The organism is Bosea beijingensis, assembly GCF_030758975.1.
Lineage (GTDB): Bacteria > Pseudomonadota > Alphaproteobacteria > Rhizobiales > Beijerinckiaceae > Allobosea > Allobosea beijingensis.
This window is the reverse complement of sequence record NZ_CP132359.1, coordinates 5509907-5527500: the sequence shown is the minus strand read 5'-3', so window position 1 is coordinate 5527500 and position 17594 is coordinate 5509907. Positions and strand designations below refer to the sequence as shown.

Below are 17594 nucleotides of genomic sequence, written 5' to 3'. Positions count from 1 at the left end.
AGATCTCCGCTGCAAGCGAAATACCCTGAGACGGCTGAGAGGCAATTCGTCTCACGAGGTCGGGCAACGCATCCTTCACGCAGGAATTGACCGAGGAAGCGAGCGCGGGCGGAACCTGCGCTTGCTTCAGGCGCGCATCGATCTGGGATGTCAGAGGGTCGACGATCAACAACTGAATCAGAAACGCCAGAATGCTGCTCAGCATGAGATTAGCCCCTCCTTTGGAGCTGCTGGTCCGCGAAGCTGAGCACCACCTAGTTCGTCGTTCCGGATCGCTGAGTGGCAGCGCCACCCATCTCTCGCGTCACATGGCGAAAGCTCAGCACGAACGCGAAGGCAATGAAGGCGATCAGCGCGAGTAACACGATACGGTTGCGCTTGCGGAGCTTCGCAGCGGCCCCAGCGCGGTCAACTTGATGTGCGGACATACTTGGAACTCGATGAGAATTATTGCTCTGGAGGTCACCGAACGGCGATCGAGCCGGTCGCCTCGGACGATGATCCGGTTGCTCCATAGGGGTCGAGCAGCGCAGCGTCTGGTCGGCTGATTTCAACCTGGCCGGCCACAAGGCTCTGCAAGCGCTCGGGACCCATTTCCTTCAGCATCTTGCGGAAGCTGGAGTGCATTCCGCCATCGGCATATGCGAGCACAGGAGAGGGAGCACTCGTGCTCGTGAGTTCGCTGTAGCGCCTGTCATCGCTTGCGCGTCTCTCCGAAATCAAAGTTTGAATGGCCGGTTCGATCTCGTAGGCCGGGCACTGGCTGCCGGCGACGAAACGCGAGTTGTCCCCCGCGGCATTGAAGACATATCGCCTTTCGCAGGCTGCAACCTTCGGAGGTTGCCTCGTCGCCTCGAAGTGATCGAACCCTTCCTTCAGATTGCGCCAAAAAGCGATGTGCGGGCTGTTGCGGTTAGCCGCCATGTTCTCGGGGGTCATCCGGAAGGGCAGCGCTTGCACCTGGAAGCTCTTCTGGCCGCCGGCGAACGCCTCGCGAGCCAATCCGAAAATCTCGGTCACGCCATCATCGGTCATGGCGAAGCAGCCTGAGGACGTGCAGGCCCCATGGACCATCAGCGCCGAACCCGTGAAGCCCTGCGACCGCTCCAGGGCGTTCGGATAGCCCAGGTTGAACGATAGGTAGAACTGCGACCGAGGGTTCATCAGGTCAGAAGTGACCGTATAAATTCCCTCTGGCGCTTGCCGATCGCCTTCGCGCGTCTTGGGGCCAAGTTGCCCCGACCAGCGACACATCGGATAGGTTTTCAGGAGGGCAAACCGGCCACTCCGATCCCGCTTCCAGACCTCCAGCTCGCTCTCCTTTTTGAAGATGCGGATGAAGATCGGATCGGCTTGCGACATGCCTTTCGTCGACATTTGCGAGACCAGCTTCGCAGGCAGAGGCTGCAAATGCCGCGCGTCACCACCTTCGCCGACGACGCAGCCGGCAAGCAGCGCCAAAAGGCCGATGGCCGTCGCGATTTTGACCAAGGTCGAGGAGCGTTGAGACATTGCTTGAGGGTGACCGGCTATGGCTTCTGAAGCGTTAATAGCGAGCCTGCTTACAAGCTGATGCCACTAGAGGTTCAAGGGGCAAAATGCCGCGCAGTTGAACCTTTGGCAGAATGGGGGCTTGAACCTCATGTCGCTATAGGTGCGACACCTGCGGGAACGCAGGAGTTTGCGAAGTGAAAAGTCCCCGCCAGATCCTCGGGCGCTCAACCGCGGCGTTCGCCGCGGATCGGAGAAAGCCGGCGGAGTGCCAGATACCGCGCCGCGCCCTCGCTGTCGCGATGCCGCGATCGGCACGTGGACTCGTTTGAGCTGTGTGGGCTGCCCACAAGTACCGTCCGCACTGGCGTCCTGTAGCGGAGCGACCCCGAAGCCGAGATCGCGTAACTCCCGTCAAGCGATCCGCCGTTTCCCTAGCGAGATGGGGTAATGCTCGCGGTCACAACGTCCGGACGACCGAGAAGGCGGCCCAAGTCCTGCCAATCGTTCTGGTTGGTCGGGGACTGGCGCTTGATGAAGGTCAGGCCGGAGTTCGACCACGAGAGGATTTTATCGATCTGGTTGTCCAGAACGAATTCTCCACGATCGGTCACGACAGTAAGAACCGCGTGCCCGCCACCTTCGCGGTCAATCACGACCGTGACCAGGAGCGAGGAGATCGGCCAGCCCCTCCTCAAAAGCTCGCGCCGCTTTTCCAGCACATAGTCCTCGCAGTCGCCTTTTCCGGTCGTTGCGTAAGTCCAGCGCTCGACAACGCCGAACTGGTCGAGGTCGGTTACCGGCTCGATCGCCTTGTTGAAGCGGAGGTTGATTTCAACGAGCTCCGCCCAGCGGGAGTCGGTCAGAGCCACGGTCTGCCTGACGGTCCGCTGCGGAATGCAGTCGCCCGGGTTGGCATTGCAAAATTGCCCCCACCCCATGGGAGGCAAGGCTGCTTGTCCCGCATGAAGGTGAGCAAGGTCGGTCAGGCCATTGGCACTTGCCGGCGACAAACAAAACTGGGCTGCGATGATCGCAGCGATGGCAAAGCAGGATCTGGCGAGCGAAATCATGACAATCTCCTATCGAGAATTGTCGTAGCACTCGCGAATTCAAATCTAACAAAAATCTCAGCGCGAATTGCAGGAGCGGAATTCAGGATTTGTTTTCTTTAACGAATACCTTCTCCGGAATGTCGCTTATTGCATCGTATAGGATCAGGAAATACTGAAATGAGATCTCGGAACACGGCCTTGGCGCTGGCTTTGATCGTCCTTGTGGGTGTCTTTTACGCTGTGTCTTATGTTCGCATGCAACAGACGGAAGACCGCAGGCATGTCGAGGATCCGACAGCGCATTCAGCACCAGGCAAACTTTGACACAGGGGGTTGCGTCAATCTGCCCCAGGGTGACGCCTTGAACCTATAGTGACTACAGCTTGCATCCTGTGCGCCCAGTGTTCGTCAGGAGCGCCTGCAATGAATGATACCGCTTCCAAGCCGCATGAAGGGTTGCCGTGCCCGGTGTGCCGTGTCGATCTCGTTATGAGCGATCGACAGGGCATCGAAATCGATTACTGCCCGAAATGCCGCGGTGTTTGGCTCGACCGCGGTGAATTGGACAAGATCATTGAGCGCAGTTTGAAGGAGCCAGGCTCGGTTCAGGAGCAACCGCAGCCCAGCTTCGTACCTCAGCCCGGCGCTCCAACTCCCTGGGGGGCAGCACCTGCCCAGCCTGGCTACCAGGGCTATGCGCCCCAGGGCGGTCATCAAAGTGGATACGCGCCCCAGGGCGGTCATCAAAGTGGCTACGACAGTCATGGCGGGGGCCACGGTGGCGGCCACGGTGGCGGCCACGGAGGAGGTCATGGCGGTGGCCATGGCGGCGGTTACGGCCGACGTGGGTTCCTCGGCCGGATCTTCGACTGAACGGACCGCGAAACTCAGATCCGCGTGTCGTGTCCAGAGGACTGCCTGATCTCCTCGTCCTCAATCTGAATGGTCGTGTGCGAGATTCCAAACTCCTCGCGCATGGCCGCACTGGCGGCCTGCAGGGTGCTCTTCGCCTGCGACATGTCAGACGTGATGACGTGACAGCTCATTGCATCGAGACCGGATGTGAGCGTCCAAACGTGGAGATCGTGGACCGCGGTGACGTTTGGGAGTGACGACAACCGAGCTTCGATCGCTCCGACGTCGACTTCCGGAGGTGTCCCCTCCATCAGGATGTGGACCGCCTGTTTCAGGAGGATCCAGGTGCGCGGGACGATGAAGAGTCCGATCGCCGCGCCGATGATCGGATCGGCCAGCTTCCAGCCTGTCGACATCACCACTGCGGCAGCGACAATGACGCCCAGCGAGCCCAGCATATCGCCGAGCACCTCGTAATAGGCGCCTTTGACGTTCAGGCTTTCGGACGAGCCGCCGGCGAGCAATTTCAGGCTCAGCAGATTGACCAGCAGGCCGATGACCGCAACAACCAGCATGGGTCCACCGAGGATTTCCGGCGGGTTTTTGAAGCGCTCATATGCCTCGAACAGGATGTAGACGGTCAGCAACAACAGCACGACCGCATTCGTGAGCGCCGATAGAATCTCAAGGCGGACATACCCGAACGTCCGCTTCGGCGTTGCCGGGCGCTCGGCAAATCGAATGGCAATCAGAGCCAGCGCCAAACCGCCGGCATCGGTGAGCATGTGCGCGGCATCGGCCAGAAGGGCGAGGCTGCCGGTCCAGAGACCTCCAACGACCTCCGCAACCATGAAGGTCGACGTGAGACCGAAAGCAAGCGCGAGACGCGACTTATGCTTGCCGGCGCCGGTGGCTTGCGCTCCGCCGTGAGAATGTCCTGCGCCCATGTAGCCCTCTCGATCGATTTTCAGCTAGGCCGGTCGGAATTGAAACCTGGTGGATCTGGTACGAGGGGGCAACCGTCCGGGCCGCCCCAGTTCGCAGCCAACAAAGCTACGAGTGGTCGTTGTGGGCCGGCTGGCCCGGGCTCTCGATCCGAATTTCGGCCTTCAGCCGGCCAGCCCGAGCGAAAATGAATTCGACGGGCAGAACGGCACCTGGCTCGACTTTCTGTCTCAACCCGACGAGGCGAATTTGCTGATAGTCAGGCTTGAGGCTTGTCGTTGCGGTCGGAGCCAGATCGATCTCTCCCAGCTCGTCCATGCGCGTGCTTGCTGAGTGTCCGGCGCTCCTCTCGAACACGACGCCGGAAGCTGCAGTCGTTTCTACGGCGACAAGTCGATCCAGTCTTGGAGCGTTATTCTCAAAGGTCGCGAACACCGCCAGGTCGTCCCCGACCAGGGCCGTCCCGCTCGACCACGGGTGTATGATCGATACGCCGTTAGCCCGCGCGACGGGTTCGGTATGCGTCATTCCCAGCAGCAGGAATGGCCCCACGCCCATCAGAGCAAGGCCCACTGTCCTGCCGACCGCTTTAGAGCTCGGGGAGGCGACTTGATCGGCTTGTCCGAGCGCATTGACAAATTTCCTGACGCCGGCGCCGATCATTTCGAGCCATCCTCCAATCCAGTGTTGGATGGGGCCGGTCGCGAAATCAAGGGCATCAGGCTGGCGACCACTATCAAAGACACGCCGATGCTGATGGCGATGTCGGCGCCGTTGAAGGTCGGCCAGTGGTAGCTTGCCCAGTGAAGATCGATGAAATCGGTGACCGCGCCCTGTCGCCAGCGATCCGTAGCGTTGCCCAATGCTCCACCTGCGATCAGGGACAATCCTATCTGCTCCAGCTTTGTCTCGCTCCGCGTGGCCCAGACCAGCAATCCCATGGCGACGACAAATTTGAAAAGGCCGAGCGCACCAGGCCAGGCTTCGAGCCATTCACTGCCCAGGCCGAAGCTGACACCGTAGTTGAAGCCGAGCGTGATATTCAGAAACGGCGTCAGTTCGATGATCCGCGGAGGCACCATGACCTTGGTGAGGATCAGCCACTTGGTGATCTGGTCGGCGGCTAGCGCGACGCCTGCCCAGGCAAGCACGCGACCGGTTATCCTGGCCTGTGACATCATGTGTTCCCGGATTGATGAGGCCGGTAGCCGATCCATCGGCCAACGCGCGCGCAGTAGGCGCGATAGGGTTCGCCCAACGCCTCCAGCAAAACGCTCTCCTCGACGCGAACCTGAAGCGCGATCGCATAAAACGTGGATGCTGTGAGGCCGGCCTGAACCAGGCTTGGCTTGGCTATGAAAAGGCCGGCAAACAGGAGCGCTTGGCCGACAAAGACGGGATTCCGCGAGATTGCGAACGGACCACCGTCCACGATACGCCCCACGTGATCCTCGGCCGCCCCAATCCGCCATGAGTTACCCATGTAGACTTGCGCAAACAGGGCAAGGCAGGCACCGGCAAGCACTAGGGCAAACCCGATCAGGTCGGGCACTTTTCCGCTCAATAGTCCCGACAACGGATCGGCGGAAAACGCGCCGGCGAAAATCGTCGTAGCGAGCGGCCACAGCACCGCTCCCGCGAAGGATAGCCTGAACAGCAACGCCGGCACGAATTGTCGACGCGATCCCTTTTCAAATAGCCACAACGGCTGCTCTGACGACCTTGCCAGTGCGAATGTCAGAGCGAGGAAGCCCGCAACGTAGCCTATCGCGGTCCCGTAGCTGGCTACCTCGAGGGGCGACATTCCCTACGACACGCGGCTGGCGTTGAAGCGCAGCAGCCGCAGCGCATTGGCGGTGNACCTTGCCAGTGCGAATGTCAGAGCGAGGAAGCCCGCAACGTAGCCTATCGCGGTCCCGTAGCTGGCTACCTCGAGGGGCGACATTCCCTACGACACGCGGCTGGCGTTGAAGCGCAGCAGCCGCAGCGCATTGGCGGTGACGATCACGGTCGCGCCGGTATCGGCGAGGATCGCGACCCACAGGCCAGTGTAACCCAGGACGCTTGTCACGAGGAACACGCCCTTCAACGCCAGTGCAATAACGATATTGGTCCGGATGTTGCCCATCGTTGCACGCGCGAGGCGGATCATAGCATGGCGAGCGTCTGGTCGGCATGGCCCGCGAAGACGACCTGATCGAAGGTCTCGGCCCAGCCGTCGCCCGCCAGGACGACGTCATCTGCCCCCCGCCGAACCTGACGCACCGGCGTACCGGACCTGACTTCCCCGGAAAAGGCTGCGCGGAGCCGTTCGACATAGACGCTGCTGCCGCCTGTCACGGTACGCCAGACCGGCCGANCCCGCCGAACCTGACGCACCGGCGTACCGGACCTGACTTCCCCGGAAAAGGCTGCGCGGAGCCGTTCGACATAGACGCTGCTGCCGCCTGTCACGGTACGCCAGACCGGCCGATCGCTGAGTTGGAGCAATCCGTGATTGTGATGGAAGCGCAGGAACGCAGCAGCAGGATAGGCCAGGATTTCCGAACAGGGGGCCGACCAGATCGCAGCCGCCATCGGCAGAAGGTGATCGTCCCGGAAAGCGGCGCCGTACCCGCCCGCTGCCAGATAGTCGCCCAGCGAGATGCCGGCCGCGCCGCCCGCCAGCGCATCCCTCGACGCGTGACGGTAGAAGCGGGTGATATCCTGCAGCATGGCCCAGAAGCGAGGGCGCACCAGATTGCTGCGCTGGGCGAACAGCCCTGCAACGCTGGTGCCGCTATATTCGAGGCGCCCACCATCGAGAGACACGGCGAACGACATCTCGGTCGGCTGCGTGGCGACGCGGAGATGCTCCATCAGCGCAATGAAGTTCGGATAGGTCGCCTCGTTGTAGACGATGAAACCGGTATCGACCGCCGTCTCGCCGCCGGGACCCCTGACGCGAACCGTGTTGGCGTGACCGCCAAGGCGAGGAGCAGCCTCGAACAGCACCACGTCATGCGCCTGTCCCAGCAGCCATGCCGCCGAGAGACCGGAAATCCCGGCGCCGATTACGGCGATCCGCATCGCCTTGGCCTGTGAGCGTTCCATCGTCGCTGCTGCATTTGTCATGATGGGTATACGCGGCACGGGCCGGTCTGGATTTGCCGCCGCAGACCAAAAGCGCACCGGCCGGGTGACCCGCAGCAGCGCCTCCTGCGTAAATGAAGAAAGGCCGGGACTTTCCGCGAGGGGTGACGATGCCGATGAGCCGACTGAAGCGGGTGGTTGCGGCGGTCCGCGCCTATGGAGCACATCCCGATCCGCGGGCGGCGATCGCCAATACCATCGCGCTCGTGATCGTCTCGAACCAGCCCTTCTATCCGCTTTATCTTCATTGGGCGGTCGCGCCCGTCGTCACGCCGTCCTATGTCACCTTTCTGTCGACGCCGCTCTTCGCAGCCGTGCCGGCCGTCATGCGGCGCGATTCCCGGCTTGGGAGAGCTCTGCTTCTCGTGGCCGGCATCGGCAACACCTTGCTCTGTCGCGCCGCCTTCGGGGCCGGCTCAGGGGTCGAGGTCTTCCTGCTTCCCTGTCTCACGCTGGCTTTGATGCTGTTTCGCCGCTCGGAACGCGCCTTTGCGTTCGGCTTCACCGCGCTCGCCTTCGCCGCGTACCTGCTGCCGGCGGCATGGCTCGGCGCGCCGATACACCTCTACGAGATCGACGAATATGCAGCCCTGCAGCGCCTGAATTTCCTCAGCGCCGCATCCCTGACGGCTCTGATCGCATGGCTCTTCGCCGCGCGCCTCGACACAATTTCGCGCGCCGATGAAACCAACGATGTCCGCGCAGCGTAGACGAGACACATCTGCCGAAAGGACAACGCCATGAAGCGTCTTCCGCTCGCCCTCGTCTTGGCCGCCCTTTGGTTCGGAGGCGCTGCCGCCAGAGATCTCGACGGGACATGGTTGCGCGATGACGGCAATGCGCGCGTGCGGATCGCGCCCTGCGGAGACAAGATCTGCGCCACCAATCTCTGGGTCGGCGACACAAGCAAGGGCGAGGCGGCCGGCGACAAGCTCGTCATGACCCTGGCCCGCCAGCCCGATGGGACGTTCTCCGGCAACGCCTACGATCCCAAGCGCGACTGGACCTACTCGATGACGATTACGGCGACGCCGGGTGCGCTCACCACGCGCGGCTGCATCGTCGGGCGGTTGATCTGCCGCGACGTGAACTGGAAGTCCGTGGAGTGATGGCCTCCGCTCTCGTCCAGGTGATCCGGAACGGTTCCGCCCGCGTATCCCATACATGGTTCCCGCATTCGCCCTGACCGTGGATGGCATGCGCAACGCGGGATCTGTCGCGCAAGGAGGTCGGTTCATCGTCTTGTTCGACGCCAACAGTCTGATTGCTGCCATCGTGCGCTCGGGTGACCGGGCGGCCTTTGCTGCGCTGTTCGACCATTTCGCGCCGCGCGTGAAGGGATTGCTGATGCGTGGCGGCGCCCCGGCGGAGCTGGCCGAGGAAGTTGCGCAGGAAACGCTCCTGGCCGTCTGGCGCAAGGCAGCCCTGTTCGACCCGGCAAAGGCCAGCGCCTCGACCTGGATTGCAACGATCGCGCGCAATCTGCGCATCGACATCGCTCGCCGTGAGACCCGTTCGCGGCTGTCGCAAGTTTACGAGATTCTGGATGAAGAAGCCCCCGAACAACCCGATGCGATGCTCTCCGGCGCCGAACGCGATGCGCGCGTGCGGGCGGCGATGACACAGCTTTCACCCGACCAGTACCGCGTGGTCGAACTCGCCTTCATCGAAGGCTTCAGCCATCAGCATGTCGCCGATCACCTCGCCATCCCGCTGGGCACGGTGAAATCCCGCCTGCGCCTGGCATTGTCGCATCTGCGCGGCCGGCTGGAGGATCTGCGATGAGCATCGTGCATCGCCCATCCGACGAGACGCTCGCCGCCTTCGCGGCGGGTCGGCTCGACGAAGGCCTGGCGGTCGTCGTCGCCTGCCATGTCGAGGCGGATCATGAGTGCCGGCGGCGCCTGCGGGAGCTCCAGGCCGTCCAAGGCGCATTGCTGGAAACGGTTGAGCCCGTCGCAATGGCTTCTGGGCCAAGTCATGCTGCCACCGCAGCGCCAGCCGAGCCGGCATCCGCGGCGGCCCCGATGTCCGAAACCGGGATGCCGAAGGTGCTGCGCCCTTATGGCTTCGGCCCTTGGCGCCCGATCGGCATCCGCATCGCCATGCGACGCGTCGAGGTTCCCGGAGCAGATGCGCGCGTCTTCATGCTGCGCGCCGGCCCCGGCATCGCCTTGCCCCACCACAAGCATACGGGCTTCGAATGGACGACGATCCTCGCCGGCGCCTACGAGCACGAATACGGGCGCTACGCCGCCGGAGATTTCGACGAGGCGGATGCCGAGCATGATCACACGCCGCGCGTCGACCCGGTCGAGGGCTGCACCTGCATCGTCGCGATGACGGGGAGCGTGCAGTTGCAGGGCTGGCTAGGCCGGCTGCTGCAACCGCTGGTGCGGTTTTGACGATCGCATCCTTCATCGCGGCTGTTGTCTTCGTGGCCGTGGCCATGGCCGCCTTCATGGCTCTTGCGACGGCCGTCGAGCGCCGGACGGGCAATTCCGGCTGGATCGACGTGGTCTGGACCTTCGGGCTGGGCCTGACGGGTATCGTCGGCGCGTTGCTGCCTTTCGGGACGGGGCCAATGTCGCGACGCCTGTTCGTCGCAACGCTCGCTCTGGCATGGGCGCTTCGGCTCGGCCTGCACATCGCGCGACGGACGGCCGGCATCGCCGAAGATCCCCGCTATGCGAAGCTGAAGCGCGACTGGGGCAGCACCGCGCCGCAGCAAATGGCCCGCCTGCTGCAGATGCAGGCGCTGGTCAGCATTCCCCTTGGATTGGGGATCATCCTCGCGGCACATAGCCCCACTCCTTCGCTGGGCTGGCGGGATTTGGCCGGTGTCGCCGTGTTCGCCGCGGGCCTTGCAGGAGGCGCCATCGCCGACGGGCAATTGCGGGCCTTCGCGCGCTCGGGAGCAGGAGGCGTCTGCGACCGTGGCCTGTGGCGCTGGTCGCGGCATCCCAACTACTTCTTCGAGTGCCTGCTCTGGTGCTCCTATGCGCTGATCGCACCCGCGGCCGCCTACCCCTGGGGCTGGCTCGCCGTGCTGGCGCCGGCCTGCATCACGCTCCTGCTTACCCGCATTTCCGGCATCCCGCCCCTGGAAGAGCACATGCTCGCCAAGCACGGCGAGGCCTATCGCGCATACCAGCATCGAACCAGCGCCCTGATCCCGCTGCCGCCGAAAGGAGCGACGTGATGACGATCATGCAGAGGCTCTCGACCTGGGGCGAAGGCCTCCCCGTTCCCGATGCCGTCAGCCGCATGGTGATAGCGTCACTGGTTGGACGTACCGCACGCTCGCTCGCGGCGCAGTCGGCCGATGTCGCAGCCTTCGCTCGGGACATGGCGGATTTTCCGATCGCCGTTCATACCGATGCCGCCAATGCCCAGCACTACGAGGTGCCGGCCGCCTTCTTCGACCAGGTGCTCGGCCCCCGCCGCAAGTATTCCTGCTGCTACTATGCCGATCCCGGCGACACGCTGTTGGCGGCGGAAGACAAAGCTCTGGAATTGACCGCGGAGCATGCCGGTCTCGCCGACGGGCAGGACATCCTGGAGCTCGGCTGCGGCTGGGGCTCGCTCTCCTTGTGGATGGCGGAGCGCTATCCGCAGGCACGGATCGTCTCGGTCTCCAACTCGGCCTCGCAGCGCGCCTATATCGAAGAGCAGGCGCAGCGCCGCCATCTCGGCAATCTCCGCATCGTCACCGCTGACATGAACGCGTTTGCGGCCGAAGAGCGTTTCGATCGCATCGTCTCCGTCGAAATGTTCGAGCACATGGCGAACTGGCGCGAACTCCTCGAGCGTATTCGTTGCTGGCTGAAGCCGGACGGCCGGCTCTTCATCCATGTCTTCGCCCACCGGCAGCGCTGCTATCGCTTCGATGCCGCCGATACGGGTGACTGGATCGCGCAGCATTTCTTCACCGGCGGCCTGATGCCGAGCGCGACGCTCGCGCACCAGTTCCCCGATCTCTTCGCCGTCGAGGCCGAGTGGCGCTGGAGCGGCGAGCATTACCGCGCCACAGCCGAGGACTGGCTGGCGAACTTCGATCGCAATCTCGCGACGATCGATCCGATCCTGCGCGAGACCTATGGCGCGGAAGCGCCGCTCTGGCGCCGCCGCTGGCGGCTCTTCTTTCTCGCGACGAGCGGCTTGTTCGGCCATGCCGGCGGCGAGGCCTGGGGCGTCCATCACTATCGGTTGCAGGCGGCCTGACGGATTGGCCGGCCGGGATTAGACCCAGCCCCAACCAGCAAGGCGGCGGACGATGACGAATGCGAACCATGTGCTCAGGCCGACGACGACCGTGCCATAGACGAGATCGACGAGCGTGATCGTCAGCGTCCAGGGCCGCAGCGTGGCATAGTTGGTGAGGTCGTAGGTCGCGTAGGCGAGCATGCCGATGAGCGCGCCAATGAGCAATGCGGTACTCGCGATACCGTCACGCAGCGCCGGCATAACCGCGAAATAGACCACCCCGAGCGGGAAACCGAAATAGAACAGCGCCGCCGGCCAATAGCGCACCTGCTCGACGATCAGGTCGCCGAGCACCGGCCGATAGAGCTTGGCCGTCATCGTGCCCAGCCAGATGGCGTCGCAAATGCCGAATGCGATGAGGAAGGCGATATAACCGGCAACGAAGCGCATGGCGATCTCCCTGGTTTTGCGGGAGATACGCCGAGCGGGCTGATATGGTTCAGTTCCGCTCGCGATCCAGTCTCGTCACGCAAATCCGTTCCGGCAAGCAGAGCGTATAGGAGGCGATACCTCCTCGACCCCAGGTGACCATGACGCCCCGGATTGCCCGACGCACGATCCTGCCGCTGCTCGCCGGGCTTGCCTTGCCTGCCTGCGCAGCCCTGCGCCCCGGTGCCTTGACCAACGGCGCGCGTGACGTGGCCTACGGCCCGCATCCCCGGCAGCGAATGGATATCTACGTGCCTGCCGACGGTGGCAGGGCGCCGAAGCCTGTGGTTTTCTTCATCTATGGCGGGTCCTGGGCCAATGGCGCCAAGGAAACCTACTCCTTCGTAGGGGACGCGCTGTCCGCTCGCGGCTTTGTCACGGTGATCGCGGATTATCGCCTGGTCCCGGAGGTCCGTTTCCCGGTCTTCATCGAAGACGGCGCGCTGGCGCTGCGCTTCGTGCGAGACAGCATCTCCCGCTTCGGCGGCTCCCCGGGAGCCATCCACCTGATGGGGCATTCGGCAGGCGCTTACAACGCGATGATGCTGACGCTGGACAGGCGTTATCTCGCCGCCGTCGGAATGCATACCGGTGAGATCCGGTCCACGGTCGGCCTTTCCGGCCCTTACGACTTTCTGCCCTTCGACATCGACGTCACGAAAGAAGCGTTCGGAAACGCACGCGACCCCGCCCAAACTCAGCCTGTCAACTTCGCAAGGCGCGACGTACCGCCGGTCTTTCTGGCGACGGGATCGAGCGACACAACGGTTCTTCCGCGCAACAGCGAGCGACTAGCGCTCGCGCTCAGAAAGGCGGGCGCGCGATCGGTCTCGCTGAAGATCTATCAGGGGCTCGGCCATGCCAGCACGGCCACGGCCCTGGCCAGGCTGCTGCAATGGCAAGCGCCTGTTCTCGAAGACGTCGTCGCCTTTCTTCAGGCGACATAAGTTGGGGGACTGCCGGCTTCTGCACCGGCGGTGGTTCAACCGCGTGTTGCTGCTTTGGAGCGTCGGGAAGCGGACGTTCCAGATGTCGATAGCAGGCCACGGTTGCGCATTGGCGATATCGGGTGATCGAAGAGATCAGGAAGAACGGAACGGTCGGAACCCGCTGGCGCCCCCCGCGAACCTGAGCCGACAGAGCCGTTCCGGATCAAGCCAGGACGAATGGATATTGGGATGACGAGGAATAACGAGGCCGGTGACACCGCCTGGGACGAAGCGCGCCCGGATGAGACGCATCTCGCGCGCTACAAGCTCAGCTATCGGATGATGACAGACCGGCCGGAGCGATTCTAGGCCTGTTCCGTTGGCCATTGCTTCGTGGGAACGACGAAGCCCCGCGTCGTTGAATGCTTGCGTCCTCGCGATCGCGTCGGGCCAGCTCGCCAGAGACAGGCCATGTCCTTCGCCGGGATAGATATGGCTTTGGACAGAGCTCCCATTGCTCTTGACCAGTCTCTCGATGGCCTCGGCGTTGGACACTGGCACCACTCGGTCAGCATTCCCATGCAGAATAAGCGTCGGGGGCAGCGAAGCTCGCTCCAGGCCCGGCGGCAGAAATCCGAAGAAGTCGACAACGGCTTTGATCCTGCGATCCCGCGCCGCCAGAGCCAAGGCCAATGCGCCGCCAAGCGAAAAGCCGACAACGGCGAAACGGGCCTGCTGATCGCCCGTGATCGTCTCGATCGCTTCCAGCCAGACCGGAAATTTGCTTTTGATCTCGCCGTAGCGGGCCCGCTGATCGCCGGTGGCCTCGAAATACCGCGGTAGCAGGACGTTGTAGCCAGCCCCCGCGATCATGTTCGCGGCGAACTGATATCGGCCACTACTCGTCAAACCGTCCGAACCATAGAGGAGGATGACGCTGCCTACAGACGCGCTCGGACCAAAGCGGTCGACTGTGACGCTCGCCTGGGCTGGCCCAGATNATGTTCGCGGCGAACTGATATCGGCCACTACTCGTCAAACCGTCCGAACCATAGAGGAGGATGACGCTGCCTACAGACGCGCTCGGACCAAAGCGGTCGACTGTGACGCTCGCCTGGGCTGGCCCAGATACGATGGTCGCGCCAGCTCCAGCAACGAAATGGCGTCGGTCCATTACTCGGCCGCCTCCGACCATCTCTCTTTGGCTTCAGCCGCCGGGACAATCAGCTTGATCGTATCGTCCTCAAGGGCAACGACGAGCGCCAGGTCGAGGTAATGATGGGTTCCTCCCGACTCGGGATCATTCTTCTTCAGCTTGATAAGCTAGCCACTCAAAGAATCGACCGTTCCGACATGTCCTTCGTCGGAGCCGATGACACGCTGACCCTCCTTGATTTGCTCTACAAACATCATGCGTTGCTCTCCTTCCGAACGTCACGGAACGGCAACGGACCGTCTGGCACCGAAGTTCCAATGTGCCGACGTGGCGACGACACATAGAAGGAGAGCTGGCGACGGCACAGCGGGGCGATATCGCGCGCTTTGCCACATGTCAGCCGAGAGGCAAGACCGCCATTTGCTAACATCAAGTGATGCTGGTGTTCGCCCAGAGGCGGAGCATCGGACCCTCATCCCCCAGAACCGGATCCTTGGGTGGATAGCTCAAGAGGGCAATCCTCTGTTTCATCGCAGGCGACGCCTCCTCACGAACGATATCTCCAGCCTGGCCGGGCGGGTATGCACCGACCACGAGGAAATCTTCACTCTGCTTGAGCCGCCGATGCCCCGTCCCCGCGGGCAGCACCAGGATGTCGCCAGCTTCCACCCTGATCTCACGGCCGCCGTCTCCGCCAAGAACCAGTTCGGCCGATCCGGTTGCTATACCGAGAACCTCATGACCCTCCGCGTGATAGTGCTCGAAATCGTAAATCCCATCTCGCCACTGTGGCGGCCATCCGTTGTCCTGAAAGCGCTTTTCCATGAACGTGGCGAGGTCACCGATCGCCGCAGGATCGAACGCCTTTTCGTAGATGAGGACCGGCAACCTGAGATTATTCGGAACGAAGCCCCGCGGTTCGAAATGCAAGGCGGTCACCGTCATCCGGGTCATGGCAGCATCTCCAGAGAAGCAAGAAGCCTCCTGAACTCCGGTGTGTCAGCGGGCGTTCCCTCGTCAGCTATCCCGTAGCTATGCGCCGATCGCGGAAAGCCGAGGGTGCCATGACGACACCTAGCTGCTTGTCGACTGGGAGGTGAGGTCGTGGGCAAGCGGCTGCGATGAACTGGATCGCGGTCGTTGGCACATTTGCGGCGCTGTGTTCGACAATCAGTTTCGTGCCTCAGGCTTGGCGGATCGTCACGACGCGCGATACCCGGGCAATATCTCCGGTGACATACGGCTTCACCGTCACGGGTTTTGCTCTATGGACCGCTTACGGCCTGGGCCTGGGTGAATGGCCTCTCATTCTAACGAATAGCATCTGCTTCGTTATTTCCGCTTTCATCCTCATGATGACGCTCCTACCCCGGCAAAAGAAGGAGGCCATAGCGGATCAAATCGATCCGTCCTCCTGACAGCTGGCATGCTGGGCCAATCAGCGCCGCCAGTTCCAGCCGGCGGCCCGATGATCTAGGGATTGCGAGTGCGGGCTTCTGCAAGAAACCGCTGAATCGCCTTGCTGGCCATCTCCCTGGTGTGCTCCGTGCCCAACGCTACAGAGGCGATGACAAACTTCATGCGCTGGCTTTGCCGCTCGCGATCATCCGGCGGCACACCTTGCTCAACATAGCTCCACGCTGTTTCCCATGCTGACGTCGCCCGTGCGATCGCATCGGCATCCTCCAGAATGGCGAAGGGGTTCGGCTCAGTGGACCGCGCGAATCTGGAGCAGATGGAGCATCAGCAGATTCATTGAACTCATCGACGGAAGAGGGGACCGGCAGCTGCCAGTCCCCTCCTGCGCGCTTTGAGGAACTCTTCGGTGCGGCCGAGGGCTCGGTCGAAGCAAGCGAGCTCCGCGAGATTTCCAAAAGCCTCAGGTCGTTTGAGGACCAAGTTGCTGCCCGGATTGCCGCGAAGAGGTTTGCGAATGGCACGCTATTGGACAGCCTGCCTAGAACTGCCCCTCCCAGCTAATCTGCCCTAGAAGCGTTCTTTCGGCCTGGAGGAACATGACCCGCGCCGGCCCGTTCGATCTCTACGAAGATTGATACTCACCTCGGAGAAAAAGATGGGCGAGCTTACCCTCAGCGACATCGCGGAGAAGATGAAGGATATCGACTTCTGTATGCTTACGACCGTGACCGACGGTGGAAGGCTGTCGAGTCGCCCCATGAGTGTCCGCCGTCAGCGCCCTTGAGACCATTTAGGGATTTTCGGGAAGGGAGGATTTCTGGATCATCGCAGCCATTCAGGAGCGCAGATGAGACAGAAATCCGGGCCGGAGAATGCACCGGCAGAGCAGGTCGTGAAGGATACCCGGCCTGCTGCGCCTGACCCTCACAAAAAGGCAAGCTCTCGGCGTGCTTCGAGCTAGAAGACCGATGGTTTCGACATCGTCGAACTGACTGAGCCGGTATCGGCAAGGCACGCAATGCAGTCCGGATTGCAATCTTATTCCAGTGGGTCCGCTATGTAGAAGCCAAAGGCCGAAGCGCAGGCCAGAACGACGCTGATCTCAAGCAAGCCCATGATGTGCTCCTCCCGATGCTGAGCAAGCAACAGCTTCAACCTCGCCATTGTTCCGCCATGTTGCGTTATGCAGGGCGGAAACTCGTCGTTGCGACCCAGGGCCCGGAAACAGCCGCGCTTGGTCGAGCGCGATAGACTGGATCCGCGGCAAAGCCTGAACAAAAAAGCCCCGCCAGTCGAGCTGCCGGGGCGAGTTTGGTTCCGGGGTGAAACCAGAGGCAGGTGAACGCCGGCTGCGACCGGAGGTTCCGTTCTTCGTGCCTGCTCCGATGCCACCGATAAGACATACTGGATTTGTGAAGACGTGAACCCGGCGGCCAGTTTCCTGCACTGATAGTAGCGGGGGGAACCTCGGCTTCTTCGCGGCGTTCACTGCCGTCTCGCTCAGGAACGACAATGGTTCAAATCTTGACGGTGTGCCGCATTGATACCGAGTGGGGCTTTCGCGACGTGACGGGCGCCGAATACGGCCGATCCCATGATATTAGATACTCTCTCGAAATTGCTCGGCGCATGGCGCAAAGAGTGGGTGCGCAGGTCCAGTTCACGCCGGAAGCTGAAAGAGCCTTTCGCGATGTGATGGAAGAAGAATTACCGGCAGCACCGCGCAATCCAGTCAAGCCGCAGATTCCAACTGGCTTCCGGGCACTGGCCGGTCGCCTGGCGAAATGGCGCAAGCGGTAGCTTCGCTGCAACGACAACCAATACTGAAACCGGGCTGCCTTCGATCCGGAGCTGCCCGAACAGCCGCTGCTCGTTCTCCAATCGAGCGCAAAAAAGAAAACCGTCTGGTTGGCCGTA

The 17594-nt window shown here is 62.3% G+C and carries 21 protein-coding genes and 2 pseudogenes (1 of these 23 cut by a window edge); 10 read left to right on the top strand and 13 right to left on the bottom strand.

What is annotated here, in order from left to right:
• From Q9235_RS26535 to Q9235_RS26525, 3 genes are all read right to left on the bottom strand, one after another.
• Positions 1–205: the 5' portion of a hypothetical protein gene (locus Q9235_RS26535; RefSeq protein ID WP_306224709.1), read on the bottom strand. The gene continues 110 nt to the left of window position 1, outside the view; only the first 205 of its 315 coding nucleotides appear in the window; its start codon is at positions 203–205; its stop codon lies off the left edge, out of view.
• 257 nt (positions 206–462) lie between these two features.
• The gene (locus Q9235_RS26530) at positions 463–1512 is read right to left on the bottom strand and encodes a L,D-transpeptidase family protein (protein WP_422678247.1); all 1050 of its coding nucleotides are present in this window, start codon (positions 1510–1512) and stop codon (positions 463–465) included.
• A gap of 413 nt (positions 1513–1925) precedes the next feature.
• On the bottom strand, positions 1926–2564 hold the full coding sequence (locus Q9235_RS26525) for a transglutaminase-like cysteine peptidase (RefSeq protein WP_306224707.1): 639 nt from the start codon (positions 2562–2564) through the stop codon (positions 1926–1928).
• A gap of 405 nt (positions 2565–2969) precedes the next feature.
• Between Q9235_RS26525 and Q9235_RS26960 the strand changes: the two genes are divergently transcribed.
• Complete coding sequence (locus Q9235_RS26960; RefSeq protein WP_422678246.1) at positions 2970–3419, top strand: TFIIB-type zinc ribbon-containing protein; 450 nt, start codon at positions 2970–2972, stop codon at positions 3417–3419.
• A 14-nt stretch (positions 3420–3433) separates the two neighbouring features.
• Here Q9235_RS26960 and Q9235_RS26515 read toward each other — a convergent pair whose 3' ends face one another.
• The 6 genes and pseudogenes from Q9235_RS26515 to Q9235_RS26490 form a co-directional block, all read right to left on the bottom strand.
• Positions 3434–4348, bottom strand: coding sequence for a cation diffusion facilitator family transporter (locus Q9235_RS26515; RefSeq protein WP_306224706.1), 915 nt, complete (start codon positions 4346–4348; stop codon positions 3434–3436).
• Between the two features lie 106 nt (positions 4349–4454).
• On the bottom strand, positions 4455–5009 hold the full coding sequence (locus Q9235_RS26510; RefSeq protein ID WP_306224705.1) for a copper chaperone PCu(A)C: 555 nt from the start codon (positions 5007–5009) through the stop codon (positions 4455–4457).
• Positions 5006–5527 (bottom strand): signal peptidase II, encoded by a 522-nt coding sequence (gene lspA / locus Q9235_RS26505; RefSeq protein ID WP_306224704.1) that lies wholly within the window; start codon positions 5525–5527, stop codon positions 5006–5008. The genes Q9235_RS26510 and lspA overlap by 4 nt, the downstream gene beginning before the upstream one ends.
• Complete coding sequence (locus Q9235_RS26500; protein ID WP_306224703.1) at positions 5524–6150, bottom strand: methyltransferase family protein; 627 nt, start codon at positions 6148–6150, stop codon at positions 5524–5526. Before Q9235_RS26500 ends, lspA begins: the two co-directional genes overlap by 4 nt.
• Before the next feature lie 144 nt (positions 6151–6294).
• Positions 6295–6501 (bottom strand): annotated as a pseudogene (locus tag Q9235_RS26495) (hypothetical protein); the annotation flags it as partial.
• The gene (locus Q9235_RS26490; RefSeq protein ID WP_422678408.1) at positions 6495–7415 is read right to left on the bottom strand and encodes an NAD(P)/FAD-dependent oxidoreductase; all 921 of its coding nucleotides are present in this window, start codon (positions 7413–7415) and stop codon (positions 6495–6497) included. The gene Q9235_RS26490 and the pseudogene Q9235_RS26495, both read right to left, overlap by 7 nt.
• A 179-nt stretch (positions 7416–7594) precedes the next feature.
• On the opposite strand from Q9235_RS26490, the gene Q9235_RS26485 reads away from it, so the two are divergent.
• From Q9235_RS26485 to Q9235_RS26460, 6 genes are all read left to right on the top strand, one after another.
• Complete coding sequence (locus tag Q9235_RS26485) at positions 7595–8188, top strand: hypothetical protein (RefSeq protein WP_306224701.1); 594 nt, start codon at positions 7595–7597, stop codon at positions 8186–8188.
• Positions 8189–8218: 30 nt separating this feature from the next.
• Positions 8219–8587, top strand: a complete 369-nt coding sequence (locus Q9235_RS26480) for a DUF2147 domain-containing protein (protein ID WP_306224700.1) — start codon at positions 8219–8221, stop codon at positions 8585–8587.
• 133 nt (positions 8588–8720) lie between these two features.
• On the top strand, positions 8721–9263 hold the full coding sequence (locus Q9235_RS26475) for a sigma-70 family RNA polymerase sigma factor (protein ID WP_306224699.1): 543 nt from the start codon (positions 8721–8723) through the stop codon (positions 9261–9263).
• On the top strand, positions 9260–9883 hold the full coding sequence (locus tag Q9235_RS26470; protein ID WP_306224698.1) for a ChrR family anti-sigma-E factor: 624 nt from the start codon (positions 9260–9262) through the stop codon (positions 9881–9883). The genes Q9235_RS26475 and Q9235_RS26470 overlap by 4 nt, the downstream gene beginning before the upstream one ends.
• The gene (locus Q9235_RS26465; RefSeq protein WP_306224697.1) at positions 9880–10680 is read left to right on the top strand and encodes a DUF1295 domain-containing protein; all 801 of its coding nucleotides are present in this window, start codon (positions 9880–9882) and stop codon (positions 10678–10680) included. The genes Q9235_RS26470 and Q9235_RS26465 overlap by 4 nt, the downstream gene beginning before the upstream one ends.
• Complete coding sequence (locus tag Q9235_RS26460; RefSeq protein ID WP_306224696.1) at positions 10680–11702, top strand: SAM-dependent methyltransferase; 1023 nt, start codon at positions 10680–10682, stop codon at positions 11700–11702. Before Q9235_RS26465 ends, Q9235_RS26460 begins: the two co-directional genes overlap by 1 nt.
• 18 nt (positions 11703–11720) lie before the next feature.
• Here Q9235_RS26460 and Q9235_RS26455 read toward each other — a convergent pair whose 3' ends face one another.
• Complete coding sequence (locus Q9235_RS26455; protein ID WP_306224695.1) at positions 11721–12134, bottom strand: DUF2177 family protein; 414 nt, start codon at positions 12132–12134, stop codon at positions 11721–11723.
• 140 nt (positions 12135–12274) lie between these two features.
• Between Q9235_RS26455 and Q9235_RS26450 the strand changes: the two genes are divergently transcribed.
• Positions 12275–13120, top strand: a complete 846-nt coding sequence (locus tag Q9235_RS26450) for an alpha/beta hydrolase (RefSeq protein ID WP_306224694.1) — start codon at positions 12275–12277, stop codon at positions 13118–13120.
• A gap of 135 nt (positions 13121–13255) precedes the next feature.
• Here the strand turns inward: Q9235_RS26450 and Q9235_RS26445 are convergent, their stop codons facing one another.
• The 3 genes and pseudogenes from Q9235_RS26445 to Q9235_RS26435 all read right to left on the bottom strand — a co-directional run bounded on the left by Q9235_RS26445 (position 13256) and on the right by Q9235_RS26435 (position 15212).
• Positions 13256–13975 (bottom strand): dienelactone hydrolase family protein, encoded by a 720-nt coding sequence (locus Q9235_RS26445; RefSeq protein WP_422678407.1) that lies wholly within the window; start codon positions 13973–13975, stop codon positions 13256–13258.
• A 300-nt stretch (positions 13976–14275) separates the two neighbouring features.
• Positions 14276–14512, bottom strand: a pseudogene (locus Q9235_RS26440) (DUF2171 domain-containing protein).
• Between the two features lie 175 nt (positions 14513–14687).
• Positions 14688–15212: a cupin gene (locus Q9235_RS26435; RefSeq protein WP_306224692.1), complete on the bottom strand. Its 525-nt coding sequence runs from the start codon at positions 15210–15212 to the stop codon at positions 14688–14690.
• A gap of 167 nt (positions 15213–15379) precedes the next feature.
• Here Q9235_RS26435 and Q9235_RS26430 point away from each other — a divergent pair, with 167 nt between their 5' ends.
• Both Q9235_RS26430 and Q9235_RS26425 read left to right on the top strand, forming a co-directional pair.
• Complete coding sequence (locus Q9235_RS26430) at positions 15380–15676, top strand: SemiSWEET family sugar transporter (protein WP_306224691.1); 297 nt, start codon at positions 15380–15382, stop codon at positions 15674–15676.
• A gap of 1513 nt (positions 15677–17189) precedes the next feature.
• Positions 17190–17477 carry a hypothetical protein gene (locus Q9235_RS26425; protein WP_306224690.1) on the top strand — a complete coding sequence of 96 codons (288 nt, stop codon included), beginning with the start codon at positions 17190–17192 and terminating at the stop codon, positions 17475–17477.
• Positions 17478–17594: the final 117 nt, after the last annotated feature.